Source organism: Variovorax sp. Soil_C_39, from assembly GCF_057656815.1.
On sequence record NZ_JBDGJQ010000001.1, the window covers coordinates 768,997 to 785,866 of the forward strand.

Genomic DNA, 16,870 nt, shown 5'->3' on the forward strand with positions numbered 1-16,870 from the left:
TTTGTCTTTTTGCCTGACGCGCCGTCGAAGAAGAAGCCGTTCGTCAGGAATCGGGTCGAACCGATTCGGGCACCGGATCGCGGCCGGTCAGCGAGGCGACGGCCTCCTTCGGGCCGAGCCGGCCGTCGAGCAGCGCGACCACGCTTTCGGCGATCGGCATCTCGATGCCCAGGCTGCGCGCGCGCTGCACCACGGTGCGGGCGCAATAGACGCCTTCGGCCACATGGCCCAGCGATGCCACCGCCTGGGCCAGGGTCTGACCCTGCGCGAGCAGCAGGCCCACCTTGCGGTTGCGTGAGAGGTCGCCGGTGGCCGTGAGCACCAGGTCGCCGAGCCCTGAAAGCCCCATGAAGGTCTCGGCACGTGCACCGAGCGCGAGCCCGAAGCGCGTCATTTCGGCCAGGCCGCGTGTGATGAGCGCGGCGCGCGCGTTGAGGCCCAGCGCGAGACCGTCGCACAGGCCCGTGGCGATGGCCAGCACGTTCTTGACGGCGCCGCCGACCTCGACCCCGACGATGTCGTCGTTCGCATAGACGCGCAGCGCGGGACCGTGGAAGGCATCGACGAGCGCGTCGCGCACCTCGGCGTGCGGGCTCGCCGCCACCAGTGCGGTGGGACGGCCCTCGGCGACTTCCTGGGCAAAGCTCGGCCCGCTGAGCACGCCGGCCTTCAGCGCGGGCGCGACCTGGGCCCAGATCTCGTGGGCCAGCAGGCCGAATGAGGCGGCGTCGCCGCCGAGCGCCGGCTCCACGCCCTTGCAGAGCCAGGCCACCGGCGCGCGCGTACCGCGCAAGGCGATGAGCTGCTGGCGCAGTGCGGCCATGGGGGTGGCGACGATGACGAGTTCGGCGCCGGCCTGCGCCTCGCGCAGGTCACCGGCGCGCACGGCGAGCCCCGGCGGCAGCGCCAGGCCCGGCAGGTAGCGGCGGTTTTCACGCGACTTCGAGATCGCGTCGGCCTGGGCCGCATCGCGCGCCCAGAGCGTGACCTCATGGCGGCCAGCCGCATTGACAGCGAGCGCCGTGCCCCAGGCTCCGGCGCCATGAACGCAGATCTTCATCGGCGTCGCGGCGCTGTGCAGCGCTTACTGCGTGACGATCGGCGAGGGCTGGCCGGCGGCCTGCGCCTGCTGCTGCTCGTACATGGCCTGGAAGTTGATCTCGGCCAGGTGCACGGGCGGGAAGCCGCCGCGCTGGATCACGTCGGCCACGTTGCCGCGCAAGTACGGATAGACGATCTGCGGGCAGGCGATGCCGAGGATCGGGCCCATCTGGTCTTCGGGCAGGTTGCGGATCTCGAAGATGCCGGCCTGCTTGGCTTCGACCAGGAACACGGTCTTGTCGCCGATCTTGGTCTGCACGGTAGCGGAGACCGAGACTTCAAAGATGCCGTCGGCGACGGGCTGGGCGTCCACGCCGAGCTGGATGTCGACCGTGGGCTGCTCCTGCTCGAGCAGGATGCCGGGGGAATTGGGTTGTTCGAGCGACAGATCCTTGAGGTAGACGCGCTGGATCTGGAACACGGGATCTTGGGCTTGCTGGTCGGCCATGGCTGGACTTTCGAGAATCAAAACAATGCCCGCTGGGGCGGTAACCCGCAGCGGGCTGCAGATGCGAGAACGGAAGATTATGGCCCGGCACAAAGGCCGGTTCGTGAAACACGCCAAAGGCAGGTTTGGGACGGCGGGCGAAATGCACGCTTCCCCGGGGGAAGCTCGATCAGCTGCCTTGCAGCAGCGGCACCAGCCCGCCGCGGCTGTCGAGCGCCATCAGGTCGTCGCAACCGCCCACGTGGGTGTCGCCGATGAAGATCTGCGGCACGGTACGCCGCTGGGTGATCTCCATCATGGTGTCGCGGGCCTGCGGATCGCTGTCGATGCGAATCTCCTCGATCTCGTCGACGCCCTTGGATTTGAGGATCTGCTTCGCCCGCACGCAGTACGGGCAGAAGGCGGTGGTGTACATCTTGACTGCTTGCATGGTCTGTACCTCGGGAGATCTTTCAGTTTTTCAACCCGGCCGGCGCCAGGGGGAAACCCCCGCCCGCCGATCAGGCCTTCTCGACCGGCAGATTAGCCTCTTTCCACGCCTTGAGTCCGCCCGAGACGGCTTGGGCCTGCTCGTAGCCGAGTTTCTTGGCCGTGGCCACGGCGCGCTGGGCGCGGGCACCGGTGGCGCAGACCAGCAGCAGCGGCACGTTCTTGTTCTTGACCGCGCCGGTCAGCTTTTCCTCGATCTGGTTCAAAGGCACGTTCTTGGCGCCGATCATGTGGCCGGCGGCGAACTCCTCGGGCTCCCGCACATCGACCAGCACCGCGCGCTCGCGGTTGATGAGCTGCACCGCCCCCTGGGCCGTGAGGGTGCCACCGCCGGCCCCGCGAAGCTTCGGCCAGGCGAGCATGCCACCCGCGCTGAGTGCGAGCAGCACCAGCATCCAGTTCGCGGTGACGAATTCGATCAATTTCACGGGGGTTCCTTGGATGGCAAACCCGAGATTTTAGAATGCTGGTTTTCCAAAGCGCTGCCAAAGGCCTCCCACATGCACAAACTGGTACTGATCCGCCACGGCGAATCGACCTGGAATCTCGAAAATCGCTTCACCGGATGGACCGACGTCGACCTCACCGAGACCGGCATCGAACAGGCCAAGCAGGCCGGACGGCTGCTCAAGGCCGAGGGCTACGACTTCGACGTGGCCTACACCAGCGTGCTCAAGCGTGCCACGCGCACGCTCTGGCACACCCTCGACGAACTCGACCGCACCTGGCTGCCGGTGGTGCATTCGTGGCGCCTCAACGAGCGCCACTACGGCGGCCTGCAAGGCCTGAACAAGGCCGAGACCGCCAAGAAGTACGGTGACGAGCAGGTGCTGATCTGGCGCCGCAGCTACAGCACGCCGCCGCCGCCGCTCGACGCCGACGACCCGCGCAGCGAGCGCGGCGACGTGCGCTACGCGAAGCTCTCGCCCGAGCAGATCCCGCTGACCGAATGCCTGAAGGACACGGTGGCCCGCGTGCTGCCGTTCTGGAACGAATCGATGGCCCCCGCGATCCGCACCGGCCGCCGGCTGGTGGTGGCGGCGCATGGCAATTCGATCCGGGCGCTCGTGAAGTACCTCGACGGCATCTCGGACGACGCCATCGTCGGCCTGAACATCCCGAACGGCATCCCGCTGGTCTACGAACTCGACGACGACCTCAAGCCGCTGCGCCACTACTACCTCGGCGACGCTGCCGCGGCCGAAAAGGCAGCGGCAGCGGTGGCCTCCCAGGGCAAGGGCTGAAAAAGAAAGGCCCCGGGCGGCGGTCCCCCGTGGAACCCCGGCAGGCAATTTGCTTCCAAGCTGTGTATATTGGTTCGACAGCCGACAAGGACAATCACTCATGATGGGCCAGAAATTGAAGATTACCGGCTGGGTCGCCGCTGGCGCCGTGGCCGGCGTCCTGACCACCGTCTCGCTGCAGACGGTCGCACGCGGCTCGCTCGCGCCGCTCCCGCTCGAAGAACTGCAGCAGCTCGCCGCAGTGTTCGGCATGGTCAAGAGCGACTATGTCGAGCCGGTCGACGAGAAAAAGCTCATCTCCGATGCGATCTCGGGCATGGTCGCGGGGCTCGATCCGCATTCGCAGTACTTCGACAAGAAGTCCTTCAAGGAATTCCGCGAGGGCACGACGGGCCGCTTCGTCGGCGTCGGCATCGAGATCTCGCAGGAAGACGGCCTGATCAAGGTGGTGTCGCCGATCGAGGGCTCGCCCGCTTTCCGCGCGGGCCTGAAGCCCAACGACCTGATCACCAAGATCGACGACACGGCCGTGCGCGGCCTGTCGCTCAATGAGGCCGTCAAGCGCATGCGCGGCGAGGCCAACACCAAGGTGCTGCTGACGATCTTCCGCAAGGACGAGAGCCGCACCTTCCCGGTCACGATCACGCGCGAGGAAATCCGCACCCAGTCGGTGCGCGGCAAGGTCATCGAGCCGGGCTATGGCTGGATCCGCGTGTCGCAGTTCCAGGAGCGCACGGTCGACGACTTCGTGAAGAAGGTCGACGAGATCTACCGCGAGCAACCCAACCTCAAGGGCCTCGTGCTCGACCTGCGCAACGATCCCGGCGGCCTGCTCGATGCGGCGGTGGCCATTTCGGCGGCCTTCCTGCCCGAGAACGTCACGGTGGTCACGACCGACGGCCAGCTCGCCGAGAGCAAGTCGGTCTACAAGGCGGCGCCCGAGTTCTACCAGCGCCGTTCGGGCAGCGACCCGCTGCGCAACCTGCCGGCGGCCCTGAAGACCGTGCCGCTCGTGGTGCTGGTCAATGAAGGCTCGGCCTCGGCGAGCGAGATCGTGGCCGGCGCGCTGCAGGACCACAAGCGCGCCACCATCATGGGCAGCCAGACCTTCGGCAAGGGCTCGGTGCAGACGGTGCGCCCGCTCGGCCCCGACACCGGCCTGAAGATCACCACCGCGCGTTACTACACGCCGAGCGGCACGTCGATCCAGGCCAAGGGCATCGTGCCCAACGTGCTGGTCGATGAAAGCGCCGAGGGCAGCCCGTTCGCCGCGCTGCGGATGCGCGAAGCCGACCTCGAAAAGCACCTGGCAAGCGGCCAGGGCCCTGAGGTCAAGGACCCCGAGCGCGAGAAAGCCCGCGACGAGGCCCGCAAGCGCCTCGAGGAAGAAGCCAAGAAGCCGCCGCAGGACCGCAAGGTGCCCGAATTCGGCAGCGACAAGGACTTCCCGCTGGTGCAGGCGCTCAATCGCCTGAAGGGCCAGCCGGTGCTGGTCAGCAAGACCCAGGTCATCGTCGACAACAAGGAAGAGAAGAAGGAAAACTGAGGCCGACCGCCGGCTCGGTGAGTACGCGCGCATGGAAGACAGCGAACTCCTGCGCTATTCGCGCCACATCCTTCTCGAGGAATTCGGCATCGACGGGCAGGCGCGGGTCAGCGCCGGCCGGGTGTTGGTCATCGGCGCGGGCGGCCTCGGCTCGCCCGTGGCGCTGTACCTCGCTGCCGCGGGCGTCGGCCACGTCGTGCTGGTCGACGACGACGAGGTCGACCTCACCAACCTCCAGCGCCAGGTCGCCCACACGAACGCCCGTGTCGGCCGGCCCAAGGTCGAATCGGCCGCCGAGGCCATGCGCGACATCAATCCCGGCATCGCCATCGAGACGCATGCGGTGCGCGCCGACGAGGCGCTGCTCGCACGGCTCGTTGCGGCGGCGGACGTGGTGGTCGACTGCTGCGACAACTTCGCGACCCGCCATGCGGTGAACCGCGCCTGCGTGGCGCATGGCAAGCCGCTGGTCGCGGGCGCGGCGATCCGCTTCGACGGCCAGCTGAGCGTCTACGACACCCGCGACGACGCCTCGCCCTGCTACGCCTGCCTCTTTCCGCCCGATGCAGCCTTCGAGGAGACGCTCTGCGCGGTGCTCGGGGTCTTCGGGCCAGTGGTCGGAACCATCGGCACGCTGCAGGCCAGCGAAGCGCTCAAGCTGCTCGCGGGCATCGGACCGTCGCTCGCCGGCAGGCTCCTGATGTTCGACGGACGCCGCAGCGCCTTCGACACGCTGCAGGTCGCGCGCGACCCCCACTGCAGCGTGTGCGCCACGCGCCCGGGGCACTGACGCTCAACGCTGCGTCGCCGGCGCACCGTTCGTCTTTGCGCCGTTCGTCTTTGCGCCCTTCGCCTTCGCGGCGCCGGCCGCTGCAGGGCCCGCCGAGGGCTTGTTGGCGTCCGACAGCACGCTCTTGCAATCGGCATCCTCGCCGGGGCCGGTCTCGATGGTCGCCGCCAGCGCCAGCAGCGGGTTGATCGCCCCGAGTGCCAGCGCGACCAGGCCGCGTTCCGCCAGTGGCATCGCCTGGACGCCACCCGAGGGCGAGCCAAAGGTGCCGCCGATGACCAGCGGCGTGCGCAGCGAGAGGATGCTCGCGTCCTTGGGCTGCGGCCGCACCACGAAGTCGAGCTTCTCGGTCGCGAGGTTGGCCTCGCCGGTGACGTAGAAAACGGTGTCTTCGGTGTCGAGCACCATGCTGCGGCTGCGCATGACGCCCTTGTCGACGTCGAAGGCCACCGCCGCGCAGCGCAGTTCGACGTTGCGGTCGCCGCCCAGCAGAAACTTGATGATCTCGCCGCCATCGAGCCCCATGAACTCGAGCAGCAGGTTGCTGAAGCGCCCGCGTCCGGTCAGTGCCGCCACATCGCCCGAGGCGGCACCGAGCCAGCCGGCCACCGAGTTGCCGCGACCCGACAGGTTGACCCGGCCATCGAGCCTGCTGAAGCTGCTGCGCATGGTCTCGACCTTGGGGATCAGCCGGTTGAGCTGCACGTTGCGCAGGTCGAGCGAGGCGCGGATGTCCGCGGGATTCTGGGTCGCGTCGATGCGGATCGCGCCCGCCAGCTTGCCGCCGCCAATGCCCAGGTCGAGCGGTTCGAGCGCCAGCACGCCGTCCTTGAGCTTGACCTGCACGCTGCCGCGGTCGAGCGGAACGTCGCGCACGTTGCGGATGCGGTCGGCCGTGTACTTGACGTCGGCGTTCATCGCGCGCAGGCGTTCGAAGTCGAGCGGGGCCGTGGGCAGCACCTTGGCGCCCGAGGCGCGCCGGTCCTGGATCGTCGGCGGCGGCGCCACGCCCTCCACGGCCTTGGCCGAGCGCTCGGTGGGCCGCAGGCCGATCAGCGGCCCCAGGTCGTCCATGTCCATCACCTTCGAGCGCAGCTCGCCCGAGAGTTGCGGCACGGCAGCGCCCTGGTCGAAGCGCATGTCGCCGCCGATGTCCGACAGGCCGAGCCGGCCCTTGAGCCCGGCCACTTCCCACAGCGTGCCGCGCTTGCGCAGATCGCCGCTCAGCGCATAGGGCGAGGTCTCGGGCAGCGCAATGCCCAGCAGCGGGAACAGCGCACCGAGCGTCTGGCCCTTGAGATCGAATTTGGCCTCGATGCCGTCCAGGTCGGCAAACTGGCCCACGGTGCCAGCGGCCTTGAGCCGCGTCTGTCCGGCCTTCGCGTCGATCTCGAGCGGAAACGGCGGCTGCCCGGCGGCGTTGAGCTGCAGCACGTTGCCGGTGCGGCCGTCGGCGGTCAGCGGCTGGCCCTTGTAGCGCCCCTTGATCTTGTAGGCCAGCGGCAGGTCGCCGCGGCTGGTGTCGTAGCTCACGTCCGCATGCACGTCCACACCCAGGTGCTTGGCCAGGAAATCGATGGCGCCGCCGTCGACCTGCACCGACCCGATGACCGGCACCGTACCCGCGTCGGAGGTGTCCTTGCCGAACGCCCAGGTGCGGCGCCCGTCGGCCTCCATCTGCAGCCCGACCGTGGGCGAGGCCAGTGCAAGGCGCGGGATCACGACCTGCTGCCGCAGCACCAGCGGCCAGAGCCGGATGTCGAACTCGGCGTGCTCGGCCTTCAGCAGGTACGGATCGCGCGCCCAGGGCGGATTGGCGAACTCGATCCCGTCGGCCTTCACGGTCGCGCCGCGCAGCCCGATGCCTACGTCGAGCCGGCGCGTGATCTCGAACTTGCGGCCGGTCTTCTCGCTGACGTAGCGGTTCACGGGTTCACGCAGGGTGTCCCACGGAAAGAACGCCAGCAGGAGCATGAGTGCCGCGAGAAACAGCACGAAACCGGCCAGCAGCTTGAGCCACAGTGGCCGGGTGCGAAAGACGTTCATTGCCATGGTGTCCTGGATATACCTTCGTTGCGGTGTTTTGGGTCGGCAGTCGACCGCATGCATCGTGAGCCAATGCCTACGGCAGAGGGCAGCACAAAGGCGGTCGTCGGAACCCGCCTACAACACGCTTCCTCCGAACCCTGCATGATGCTCGTCGGCGGAGCCCCACCCTTCGTTGCCCAGGCAGTCGCCAGCAGGCGTTGCGCGGCGACGCCTGCCAACGTGAGAGGAAGCGCGGTTCGGCATGGACACCAGATTGCAGACCTACATCGTCGAAGACAACCTCACGATCCGTGAAAACCTCATTGGCACCCTGGAAGAGCTCACCTGCACGACGGTGGTCGGCTTCGCAGAAACCGAAGTCCACGCAAGACAGTGGCTGCAGTCGCACGGCGACGAGTGGGACCTTGCCGTGGTCGACCTCTTCCTCAAGCAGGGCAGCGGGCTGGGCGTGCTCCAGGCCTGCGCCGCGCGCAAGGCCCACCAGAAGGTGGTGGTGCTCAGCAACTATGCGACGCCCGACATCCGGCGGCGCTGCGCGGAATTCGGCGTCGACGCCGTGTTCGACAAGTCGAACGAGATCGATGCCCTGGTCGACTTCTGCATCCTCGAGGCGGTGGCGCACCGCCCCGCGAGCGGCACCACCGACTGACGGAGGACAAGACGAAGAAAAGGCCGCACCGGGCGGCCTCGTACTCCAGGTCGGGGGCTGCTCAATCGATCAGCTTGTTCTTCAGAGCGTAATAGGTGAGGTCGCTGTTGGACGACAGGTTCATCTTTTCCATCAGGCGCGTGCGGTAGGTGCTCACGGTTTTGACCGACAGCGACAGCGTCTTGGCGATGTCGCCTGCGGTTTCGCCCTTGGCGAGCTTCAGGAAAACCTGGAACTCGCGCTCCGACAGTTGCTCGTGGGGCGCCGCGTCGTCCTTGCGGTCGAGCTGGCGTGCGAGCAGTTCGGCCACGGCCGGCGTGATGTAGCGGCGGCCGAGCGAGATGGTGCGGATCGCATTGACGATCTCCATCGGGTCGCATTCCTTGTTGAGGTAGCCGCTCGCCCCCTGGCGGATGAGGTTCATCGCGTAGTGCTCTTCGGGGTACCCGCTGAGGATGAGGATGCCCACGTCCGGCGCCTTGGCGCGGATCATCGCCAGCGCGTCGATGCCGCTCTGCCCCGGCATGGAGAGGTCCATCACCAGCACGTCGAGCTCGGTGGTGCGCACCAGCTCGATGGCCTCGCGTCCGCTGGCGGCTTCGCCGGCGACGCGAAGGTCGACATGCTCGGAGAAGAACTGCCGGAGGCCGGACCTCACGATAGCGTGGTCATCCACAATTCCAATTTTGATCATCTGTTACTTTCGTCGTTGTGTCGCGAGCGCGGAAGCCGCAACATGCCGGTCCCTGCTTGTTGTCAATTATTCACGAACTTGTGTTGAACGTACCCGCTAAAGTTTCATGCACTGGTTAGCCCCCCCAAAAATGGCCGTAAGCCTGCTGCTCGCGGCGCTGGCTGCGCTGGCCCTCGTCGGCATCAACGAGGCGGGCTACCGCCAGTCGAGCCAGGCCCTCGCCAACATCGGCGAGGCGCAAAAGGTACGCAGCACGCTCAACCAGCTGCTGCAGAACATGCTCGACGCCGAGACCGGACAGCGAGGGTACCTGCTCACCGGCGAAGCGAGCTACCGACAACCCTACGACTCGGCGGTGAAGCAGGTCGACGGGCATCTCGCCGCGCTGCGCCAACTCTACGCCGACCAGCCGGCCGAACGCGCCCGCCTGACCGAATTGTCGAAGCACGTGCTGCGCAAGATTGCCGAAATGGACATGAGCGTGCGGCTACGCAAGGATGGCCAGGAAGACGCATGGAAGTTCGTCATCACGACCGACGTCGGCCGCGAGGAGATGGACGCCATCCGCAAGACCGCGAGCGAGCTGATCGAGGCCAGCAACCGGACCCTGCACGACGCCCAGGTCCAGGTGATGAAGTCGCTGCGGCTCGCTCGCATCGGTACCGCCATCGTGGCGCTCGCCGCCCTGCTGGCCTTCTTCCTGTACCTGCGGCAGTCGCATGCGCTGCGCTCGGTCGGCGAGCGCCAGCAAGAGGCGCTGCAGCGCGAGCGCAACGCGCTCGAGGACGAGGTGCGCGAGCGCACCGCCTCGCTGGCCGAGTTGGCCACCCACCTGCAGGACGTGCGCGAGACCGAGCGCGGCTACCTCGCACGCGAGCTGCACGACGAGCTCGGCTCGCTGCTGACCGCGGCCAAGCTCGATGTGGCGCGGCTCAAGTCGAGGTTGCTCGACACCCCTGACGCCAGCCAGCGGCTGCAGCACCTGACCGAGCTCCTCAACAGCGGCATCGCGCTCAAGCGTCGCATCATCGAGGACCTGCGCCCTTCGTCGCTGTCCAACCTCGGGCTGGTGGCTTCGCTCGAGATCCTCGGGCGCGAGTTCGCCGAACGCTCGGGCATTCCGGTGCAGATGGCACTCGAACCGGTGACGATGGACGAGTCGCGCCAGCTCACCATCTACCGCATGGTGCAGGAAAGCCTGACCAACATCGGCAAGTACGCCGAGGCCACCGAAGCGACGATCGTGCTGAAGAACTACGAGAACCACGTGATCGTGGAAGTGGCCGACAACGGCAAGGGTTTCGACCCGCTGCGCATGCGCCCATCGACGCATGGGCTCGCGGGGATGCGCCACCGTGTCGAGGCGGCGCGCGGCAAGCTCACGATCACCTCGACGCCGGGGCGCGGCACGCGCCTGAGCGCCATGCTGCCCGTGGCCAAGCTGCCTTGATCTAGGAGGCTGTCGGGCTTGGGCATGGCCCCGCGCCGCAAGCGGCCCGAAGGGTTGCACGAGACAGGGCGCATGCGGCGTTGCCAATGCTCGCTGGACATCAGTCCAGCTTGCGCTTGGCGCCTTGCCTGCGCCCTGTCTCGCACAACGCGGGGCCATGCCCAAGCCCGACAGCCTCCTGGGAACTCGGCCATCTCCTACGCTCCCCGCGCCCTGGCGCTGACAACCCTTTGCGGGGCCACCACTTAAGGTTGCACCACGCTGCCATTTCCCACCCGTCACATGACGCGGGCCGTGGCAGCATTTACCAACAACGATCGAAGTCTCGAAGGAGTCCACATGTTGCATTACGCAGTGGTGTTTCTGGTCATCGCGCTGATCGCCGCCGTGCTCGGTTTCGGCGGCATCGCAGCCAGCGCGGCAGGCATCGCCAAGATCCTGTTCGTGATCTTCGTGGTGCTCGCCATTGCCAGCTTCCTGGCCGGCTTGCTACGACGCAAGTAGCGTAGGTACGATCCTCAGGCTCCCGCATTTCATCTCCCCGGAAAGGAAACTCCCCCATGAACACGACAAAGACCCCTTCGCAACTCGCCGATGACGCACGCCAGACCGCCAATGAAGCGGTCGAAAGCACGCGCGCCTATGCGCAGAACGCGGTGAACGCAGCCGGCGAAAAGGTCCGCGAACTGCGTCGCGACGTGGAACCCGGGGTCGAGCAACTCGCAGCGCGCGTTCAGCAAGCGGTGCAGCGCGGCCTCGATGCGGCGTCGACCACCAGCGCACGCGCGCAGCGCCGCCTGGAGCAGGCAGCCGACGTGACCGGGCGCTACATCTCCGACCAGCCCGTGCGCTCGGTGCTGATTGCCGCCGCAGCCGGCGCCGCCATCACCGCACTCATCGTGCTGGCCAGCCGCGGCCGCAGCGACGACTACTGATCCCTCTGACCACAGGTTGACGCTCGGATCCCGCGCACCATGCTCCATCCGATCTTTTCCACGGTGCTCGGGCATCCGGAACTCATCGCCGAACATGCGGCGAACTATGCGGCACTGGTACGGCAGGAGGCCTCGGAAGCAGGTCGCAGCCTGCTGGCCCGCATGCTCGCTGGCATCTTCGCGGCGGCCAGCGCGATGCTGGCGCTGGGTCTGATCGGCGTCGCGGTGCTGCTCGGCGTGCTGCACGGGAGCTTCCACTGGGTGCTGGTCGCGGTCCCCGGGGTGGCGCTGGCCGTGGCCGGCCTGTGCACCTGGATTGCGACTCGGCCCTTCCCGGGCCACGGATTCGACGATCTTCGAGCCCAGGTCGATGCCGACCTGCGGGCATTGCACGAAGCAGGAGCCCGCGATGGACGACGTTGAACGCAGCCTCCTCACGCCGCAGGAGCGGCTGGCACTGTCGCGCCGCGCGCTGGTGCGGCAACTGAACGGCGGCCGCGACGAGCCCCGATACGACGAGGCCGGATACGATCAAACCGACGACCGCTGGCACGGCGAACCGCACACGCAGGCGGCCGCCATGCGAGGTGCTGCACAGTCGCCCGACGACGAGCGCGCTGCAGGCGCCTCGCTGCCCTGGTTCTCGATGGCGCGAAGCATGACCGAGCGCTGGTGGCGCCGCCACCCCGCCCATGCGATGGGCCAGCTGGCACGCCCGGTGCTCGAGCGCTACGCGCGCAAGGAACCGGCCAAGCTCATGGCCGTGGCCGCGGCCACGGGCGCCGTCCTGGTGCTCGTCAAGCCGTGGCGGCTGCTTTCTTTCACGGCGGTGCTGGCGGCAGTGCTCAAGACATCCGATGTGGCTGACGTCGTCAACACGCTGATGCAGCAGAAAAACACAAGCCCACGAAAGGACCCCCGATGAATGCCCCCGTTTCCCAAGCCGACGACCGTCCCGCCGAACACCAGCGCCTGGTGCTCGACGAAGCGGCGATCGGCGCCGCCGCCAGGAGCCTCGACGAAGGCGCGGTCACACCGAGCTATGGCCCGTGGCGCGACGACGTCGTCAAGCTCCTGAACGATGCCTTGGCGACCGAACTGGTGTGCGTGTTGCGCTACAAGCGGCACTATTTCACGGCCAGCGGCGTTTCCTCGCCCGCGATCGCCGACGAGTTCCTCGTGCATGCGAACGAGGAGTCGGCCCATGCCGACCGCATTGCCGAGCGCATCGTGCAGCTCGGCGGCGAACCCGATTTCGCCCCGAACCACCTGCTCGACCGCAGCCATGCGAGTTACGACGAATCGACCGACCTTCAGGCCATGGTGCGCGCCAACCTCATCGCCGAGCGCATCGCGGTCGAGACCTACCGCCAGATGATCCACCTGATCGGCGACAAGGACCCGACCACGCGGCGCATGCTCGAGGACATCCTGTCGGACGAGGAAGAGCACGCCGACGAGCTCAGCGACTGGCTCGGCCACTGACTTAGCGGCCGCCCATGAAAAAGCCCGGATCTGCCGAGCTTTTTCATGCAGTGCGTCCAAGCTGCCTCAGTTGCGGACCTCGAGCAGGTTATTCACCGAGCTCACGCCCTGCACGCTCTTGGCGATTTCTTCGGCGCGGGCCTTGGCAGCCGCGGTGGGCGCCGGGCCCTTCAGACTCACCACGCCGGATTTCGTGTCGACGTCGATCTTGATCGCGCTCAGGTCCGGGTCCTTGGCAAGCCCGGCGGACACCGAGGCCGTGATCGCGGCGTCGTCCACGGTGGCGCTCATGGCAGTGCCGGCGTCCTTGGCTGCATCCTTCACCTCTGCGGTGGTGCCCGAGGCATCGATCTTGTCCTTGGCGTCCTTCAGCGCTTCCGCGGTCTTGGCGGCCGCGGTCTCGGCGGCCTGCTCGGTCTTGGCAATCGCGCTGTCGAGTTGCTGCCCGGCGGTTTTGTTGTCGGCGTTGTCGCAGGCCGCCAGGGCTAGAGCCGCGCCGGCCAGTAGCACGGCAGTGATGGAACGATGTGTTGTGTTCATTGGAAATCCTCCGTTGGCTCGCAGGGAGCAGGGAAAGCGCAAAAAGTGCGGCCCGAAGTGGGCCGCACTTCAATCTAGCTTTTCGCGCACGCCCGTCGTGCTGGCCGACCCCGCAAAACCTTGTAGGACAACAAGGCTCATGCCGTGACGATCCAGCCCTCGAGCGGATCGATTGCTTCGGGTAGCCCGTAGCCCGGCCCCGGCATGGACGTGCGTTCCGCGCCCCAGGCCGCCTGGACGAAGCACAGCACGGCGTCGAGATGATCGCCCTGAGCATCCCCGAGCAGGTCGGCGCGGTGCGCGGCGTCGAGCCCCAGCCGCAAGCCCAGGCGCGAGGTGCCTGCCTCGAGCGCGGCGACCAAATCGGTGCGCGCCGCAAGCCGCTCGGGCGTCTGCTTCGCGCGGTCGTCGTTCTTGTAGCTGCGCCGGCCGATCAGCTCGCGCGCGAGCAGGCCCGGATAGGCTTCGAGCGCGATGCGGTCGGCGTGGTTGCCGACGTGCAGCCCCGGCAGGCTGGCCCCGGCGGCCAGCAGCGGCGACACGCCGGCGTGGAGCATGAACGCCACCGGCGGATTGACCCACTTCATAGAGGTGCTCGACCCGGCCGGCGCGTCGGTCGCCCGGTGCGCGAACTTGCCGCCCACGGGGCGGGTCGCGCAAAAGGCCGCGAAGGTTTTGCGGATCTCGGCGCGGCTCAGGCCCGCGTAGTGGCGCATGAGCGCCTCCCACTCGAGTGGCCACCGCAGGTGCTGCACCAGCTCGCGCGGCAGACCGAACGGAAAATCGAAGCCGCCGATCCATGCCGGCTCGGTGCCAAGCCATTCGGCCCAGCCCTCGAGCGTGCTGAAGCGCAGCAGGCGGGTCAGCGCCAGGGCGCCCGTGCCGCTCGCCTCGCCGGTCGCGACCACGATCGGCTTGCGCGCCGTGGGCGCGCAGGAGAAGTCGCATCCGAAAAGCAGCATCGTCGGCCTGCCCCTCGCCCGAGGGACAGGATCAGTGGCGCCCGACGATGGCCGCGGTGGCCATCAGCTCTTCGAGCAGCGCCAGCGACACTTTCCCGGAAACGGCATACGGATTGAGTTCGGGCTTTTCCGAATACTTGAGCAGCGTCGAGGCGTTGAGCTTCGACAGGTTGACCTGCCCCATGGTCCAGCCGCCGAAGCGCCGCTCGGAGATCTCTTCGTAGTGCAGCAGCACCACGTCCTTGTGGCGCGCATCGCGCTGGATGTGGCCGTAGAGCTCGCTGATCGCTTCGCGCCCGCCCTCGATCGCCTGCAGGAAGGTGCCGCCGCCGTAGCAGAGGATGCCGGTGATGCCCGAGGCCGGGTTGTGGGAGCGCGACTGCGCGAGGATGGCGTCGATCGCCTCGGGGCTCGTGTCGACGGCGCGGCTGGCGTAGAGAAGTCGAACCAGCATGGTCAGTTTTTCCTTGGCAGCAGGGACAAGAATTCGCGACGCAGGCTCGGGTCCTTGAGGAACACGCCGCGCATGACGGAATTGATCATCTTGCTGTCCATTTCCTTCACGCCGCGCCAGGCCATGCAGAAGTGCTCGGCCTCCATGACGAGCGCCAGCCCGTCGGGCTGCGTCTTCTCCTGGATCAGGTCGGCCAGCTGCACCACGGCTTCTTCCTGGATCTGCGGCCGGCCCATCACCCATTCGGCGAGCCGCGCGTATTTGGACAGGCCGATGACGTTGGTGTGCTCGTTCGGCATGACGCCGATCCACAGCTTGCCGATGATTGGGCAGAAGTGGTGTGAACAGGCGCTGCGCACGGTGATCGGGCCGACGATCATCAGTTCGTTCAGGTGCTCGGCATTGGGAAACTCGGTGAGCGCGGGCGGCGCCACGTAGCGGCCCCTGAACACTTCGTTCAGGTACATCTTGGCGACGCGGCGCGCGGTGTTGCCGGTGTTGTGGTCGTTGTCGAGATCGATCACCAGGCTCTCGAGCACGCCCTTCATCTTGACCTCGACCTCGTCGAGCAAGGACTCGAGCTCGCCCGGCTCGATGAACTCGGCGATGTTGTCGTTGGCATTGAAGCGCTTGCGCGCAGCCTGCAGGCGTTCGCGGATCTTCACGGAGACGGGGGTGCCCTCGTCGTCGTTGTGTCCTTCAGGGCGCGGTTCCACGTCGGTTTTCCTCAGCATCCGGGCATCGTACCAGCGAATGGCTTTGAGCTCTTCAGCCCTGCACCGCCCGTGGCTTCTGCGACAACTGCTATCAATTCGGAAGCGTGAAGTCGGCTACCAACGGCAGATGGTCCGACATCCGCGCCCAGATCGGCCCGCGCGGCACCGAGCAGGCCACCGGTTCCAGCCGCCGCCCGTAGACGAAATCGAGCTGCGCCACCGGCAGGCGCGACGGGTAGGTGAGCGTGCGCGGCCCGCGCAGGTCGCTGGTGTCGCGCAGGCCCATCGCGTTCATCGCGTAGCGCATGCGCGCGCCCCAGTCGTTGAAATCGCCCGCGACCACCACCGCCTCGTCGGGCGGCACCTCGCTGTCGATGAACTCGCGCAGCCGGGCCACCTGCCGCACGCGGCTGCCCTTGATGAGCCCCAGGTGCACCACGATCGCATGCACCGGGTGTCCCTCGACGTCGATCACCACATGCAGCAGCCCGCGCTGCTCGAAGCGATGGTCGGAAATGTCGCGGTGGCCGGTGCGGATGACGGGCCAGCGCGTCAGCAGCGCGTTGCCGTGCTCGCCGTGGCGCGTGACGGCGTTGGTCTCGTAGACCGCGGTGTAGCCCTCGGGCGCCAGGAAATCGGCCTGCGGCAGCTCGGGCCAGCGCGCGAACCGCGCCTCGCCCTGTCGGTTCATCTTGCGCACTTCCTGCAGGCAGACGATGTCGGCGTCGAGTTGTTCGATGGCGTGGCCGAGGTTGTGGATCTCCAGCCGCCGTGCCGGACCGATGCCCTGCACGCCCTTGTGGATGTTGTAGGTGGCGACGCGAAGCGTCTGTGCCGGCAGGTTCATCGCACAAATTCTGGCAGCAACAGAATGGCTTCGGCGTTCGATGGGGAAAAGCAGGCGTCGGCGGCCTCGCGATAGGGCAGCCACTTCCAGTCGTCGTGTTCGCGCGGCGCGAGCACCGGCGTCAGGCGCTCGGGCACGCACAGGCCGAACAGGTGCTCGGTGTTGTGCGTGACCTCGGGTGCGTAGCGCGCGCGCCAGGCCGGATAAATCTCGTAGACGTTTTGCAGCTGCCAGTCGACCAGCCGCGCAGCGAGCGGACTGCCCTCGCCGCACAGGATGCCGGTTTCCTCGGCCACCTCGCGTGCCGCGGTGAGCGCAAGCGGCTCGTCGGTCACGTCCTTGCTGCCGGTCACCGATTGCCAGAAATCGCGGGTGTCGGCGCGGCGGATCAGCAGGACCTCGAGCGCGGGCGTATGGATGACGACCAACACCGACTCCGGAATCTTCCAGGGCCGGGCGGGCGTCGTCATG

The 16,870-nt window shown here is 67.4% G+C and carries 22 protein-coding genes; 10 read left to right on the forward strand and 12 right to left on the reverse strand.

Features of this window, described 5'->3' with window-relative positions; translation table 11 throughout:
• Positions 1-43: 43 nt before the first annotated feature.
• From AC3A6J_RS03660 to AC3A6J_RS03675, 4 genes are all read right to left on the reverse strand, one after another.
• Positions 44-1,060: an NAD(P)H-dependent glycerol-3-phosphate dehydrogenase gene (locus tag AC3A6J_RS03660; protein ID WP_487858535.1), complete on the reverse strand. Its 1,017-nt coding sequence runs from the start codon at positions 1,058-1,060 to the stop codon at positions 44-46.
• 24 nt (positions 1,061-1,084) lie between these two features.
• Entirely contained in the window at positions 1,085-1,549 is a 465-nt protein-coding gene (gene secB, locus AC3A6J_RS03665) for a protein-export chaperone SecB (protein ID WP_487858536.1), read from the reverse strand.
• Positions 1,550-1,718: 169 nt separating this feature from the next.
• Positions 1,719-1,979: a glutaredoxin 3 gene (gene grxC / locus AC3A6J_RS03670; RefSeq protein WP_487858537.1), complete on the reverse strand. Its 261-nt coding sequence runs from the start codon at positions 1,977-1,979 to the stop codon at positions 1,719-1,721.
• 70 nt (positions 1,980-2,049) lie between these two features.
• The gene (locus AC3A6J_RS03675) at positions 2,050-2,433 is read right to left on the reverse strand and encodes a rhodanese-like domain-containing protein (RefSeq protein ID WP_487858633.1); all 384 of its coding nucleotides are present in this window, start codon (positions 2,431-2,433) and stop codon (positions 2,050-2,052) included.
• Between the two features lie 105 nt (positions 2,434-2,538).
• Between AC3A6J_RS03675 and gpmA the strand changes: the two genes are divergently transcribed.
• The 3 genes from gpmA to AC3A6J_RS03690 all read left to right on the forward strand — a co-directional run bounded on the left by gpmA (position 2,539) and on the right by AC3A6J_RS03690 (position 5,618).
• On the forward strand, positions 2,539-3,282 hold the full coding sequence (gpmA, locus tag AC3A6J_RS03680) for a 2,3-diphosphoglycerate-dependent phosphoglycerate mutase (protein WP_487858538.1): 744 nt from the start codon (positions 2,539-2,541) through the stop codon (positions 3,280-3,282).
• Positions 3,283-3,385: 103 nt separating this feature from the next.
• A complete protein-coding gene (locus AC3A6J_RS03685; protein ID WP_487858634.1) occupies positions 3,386-4,828 on the forward strand; it encodes a S41 family peptidase in 1,443 nt (480 codons plus the stop codon).
• Positions 4,829-4,859: 31 nt separating this feature from the next.
• Entirely contained in the window at positions 4,860-5,618 is a 759-nt protein-coding gene (locus AC3A6J_RS03690) for a HesA/MoeB/ThiF family protein (RefSeq protein ID WP_487858539.1), read from the forward strand.
• Between the two features lie 3 nt (positions 5,619-5,621).
• Here AC3A6J_RS03690 and AC3A6J_RS03695 read toward each other — a convergent pair whose 3' ends face one another.
• Positions 5,622-7,670, reverse strand: coding sequence for an AsmA family protein (locus tag AC3A6J_RS03695; protein WP_487858540.1), 2,049 nt, complete (start codon positions 7,668-7,670; stop codon positions 5,622-5,624).
• A gap of 238 nt (positions 7,671-7,908) precedes the next feature.
• On the opposite strand from AC3A6J_RS03695, the gene AC3A6J_RS03700 reads away from it, so the two are divergent.
• Positions 7,909-8,316 carry a response regulator gene (locus AC3A6J_RS03700; protein WP_487858541.1) on the forward strand — a complete coding sequence of 136 codons (408 nt, stop codon included), beginning with the start codon at positions 7,909-7,911 and terminating at the stop codon, positions 8,314-8,316.
• A gap of 61 nt (positions 8,317-8,377) precedes the next feature.
• Here AC3A6J_RS03700 and AC3A6J_RS03705 read toward each other — a convergent pair whose 3' ends face one another.
• Positions 8,378-9,010: a response regulator gene (locus AC3A6J_RS03705; protein ID WP_015866882.1), complete on the reverse strand. Its 633-nt coding sequence runs from the start codon at positions 9,008-9,010 to the stop codon at positions 8,378-8,380.
• Positions 9,011-9,140: 130 nt separating this feature from the next.
• Here AC3A6J_RS03705 and AC3A6J_RS03710 point away from each other — a divergent pair, with 130 nt between their 5' ends.
• The 6 genes from AC3A6J_RS03710 (at position 9,141) to AC3A6J_RS03735 (ending at position 12,880) form a co-directional block, all read left to right on the forward strand.
• Positions 9,141-10,460: a CHASE3 domain-containing protein gene (locus AC3A6J_RS03710; protein WP_487858542.1), complete on the forward strand. Its 1,320-nt coding sequence runs from the start codon at positions 9,141-9,143 to the stop codon at positions 10,458-10,460.
• A gap of 339 nt (positions 10,461-10,799) precedes the next feature.
• A complete protein-coding gene (locus AC3A6J_RS03715) occupies positions 10,800-10,964 on the forward strand; it encodes a DUF1328 domain-containing protein (protein WP_487858543.1) in 165 nt (54 codons plus the stop codon).
• Positions 10,965-11,020: 56 nt separating this feature from the next.
• The gene (locus AC3A6J_RS03720; RefSeq protein ID WP_487858544.1) at positions 11,021-11,395 is read left to right on the forward strand and encodes a hypothetical protein; all 375 of its coding nucleotides are present in this window, start codon (positions 11,021-11,023) and stop codon (positions 11,393-11,395) included.
• A gap of 39 nt (positions 11,396-11,434) precedes the next feature.
• Entirely contained in the window at positions 11,435-11,818 is a 384-nt protein-coding gene (locus AC3A6J_RS03725) for a hypothetical protein (protein ID WP_487858545.1), read from the forward strand.
• On the forward strand, positions 11,805-12,320 hold the full coding sequence (locus AC3A6J_RS03730; protein ID WP_487858546.1) for a hypothetical protein: 516 nt from the start codon (positions 11,805-11,807) through the stop codon (positions 12,318-12,320). Before AC3A6J_RS03725 ends, AC3A6J_RS03730 begins: the two co-directional genes overlap by 14 nt.
• Positions 12,317-12,880 (forward strand): ferritin-like domain-containing protein, encoded by a 564-nt coding sequence (locus AC3A6J_RS03735; RefSeq protein ID WP_487858547.1) that lies wholly within the window; start codon positions 12,317-12,319, stop codon positions 12,878-12,880. The genes AC3A6J_RS03730 and AC3A6J_RS03735 overlap by 4 nt, the downstream gene beginning before the upstream one ends.
• A gap of 66 nt (positions 12,881-12,946) precedes the next feature.
• On the opposite strand, the gene AC3A6J_RS03740 is transcribed toward AC3A6J_RS03735, so the two are convergent.
• The 6 genes from AC3A6J_RS03740 to nudB form a co-directional block, all read right to left on the reverse strand.
• Positions 12,947-13,420 (reverse strand): BON domain-containing protein, encoded by a 474-nt coding sequence (locus AC3A6J_RS03740; RefSeq protein WP_487858548.1) that lies wholly within the window; start codon positions 13,418-13,420, stop codon positions 12,947-12,949.
• Positions 13,421-13,557: 137 nt separating this feature from the next.
• Positions 13,558-14,382 carry a DUF429 domain-containing protein gene (locus AC3A6J_RS03745; RefSeq protein WP_487858549.1) on the reverse strand — a complete coding sequence of 275 codons (825 nt, stop codon included), beginning with the start codon at positions 14,380-14,382 and terminating at the stop codon, positions 13,558-13,560.
• A gap of 31 nt (positions 14,383-14,413) precedes the next feature.
• Entirely contained in the window at positions 14,414-14,836 is a 423-nt protein-coding gene (locus AC3A6J_RS03750; protein ID WP_487858550.1) for a BLUF domain-containing protein, read from the reverse strand.
• A 2-nt stretch (positions 14,837-14,838) separates the two neighbouring features.
• The gene (gene folE / locus AC3A6J_RS03755; protein WP_487858551.1) at positions 14,839-15,570 is read right to left on the reverse strand and encodes a GTP cyclohydrolase I; all 732 of its coding nucleotides are present in this window, start codon (positions 15,568-15,570) and stop codon (positions 14,839-14,841) included.
• 73 nt (positions 15,571-15,643) lie between these two features.
• Positions 15,644-16,399 carry an endonuclease/exonuclease/phosphatase family protein gene (locus AC3A6J_RS03760; protein WP_487858552.1) on the reverse strand — a complete coding sequence of 252 codons (756 nt, stop codon included), beginning with the start codon at positions 16,397-16,399 and terminating at the stop codon, positions 15,644-15,646.
• Positions 16,396-16,869 carry a dihydroneopterin triphosphate diphosphatase gene (nudB, locus tag AC3A6J_RS03765; protein ID WP_487858553.1) on the reverse strand — a complete coding sequence of 158 codons (474 nt, stop codon included), beginning with the start codon at positions 16,867-16,869 and terminating at the stop codon, positions 16,396-16,398. The genes AC3A6J_RS03760 and nudB overlap by 4 nt, the downstream gene beginning before the upstream one ends.
• Position 16,870 lies beyond the last annotated feature (1 nt).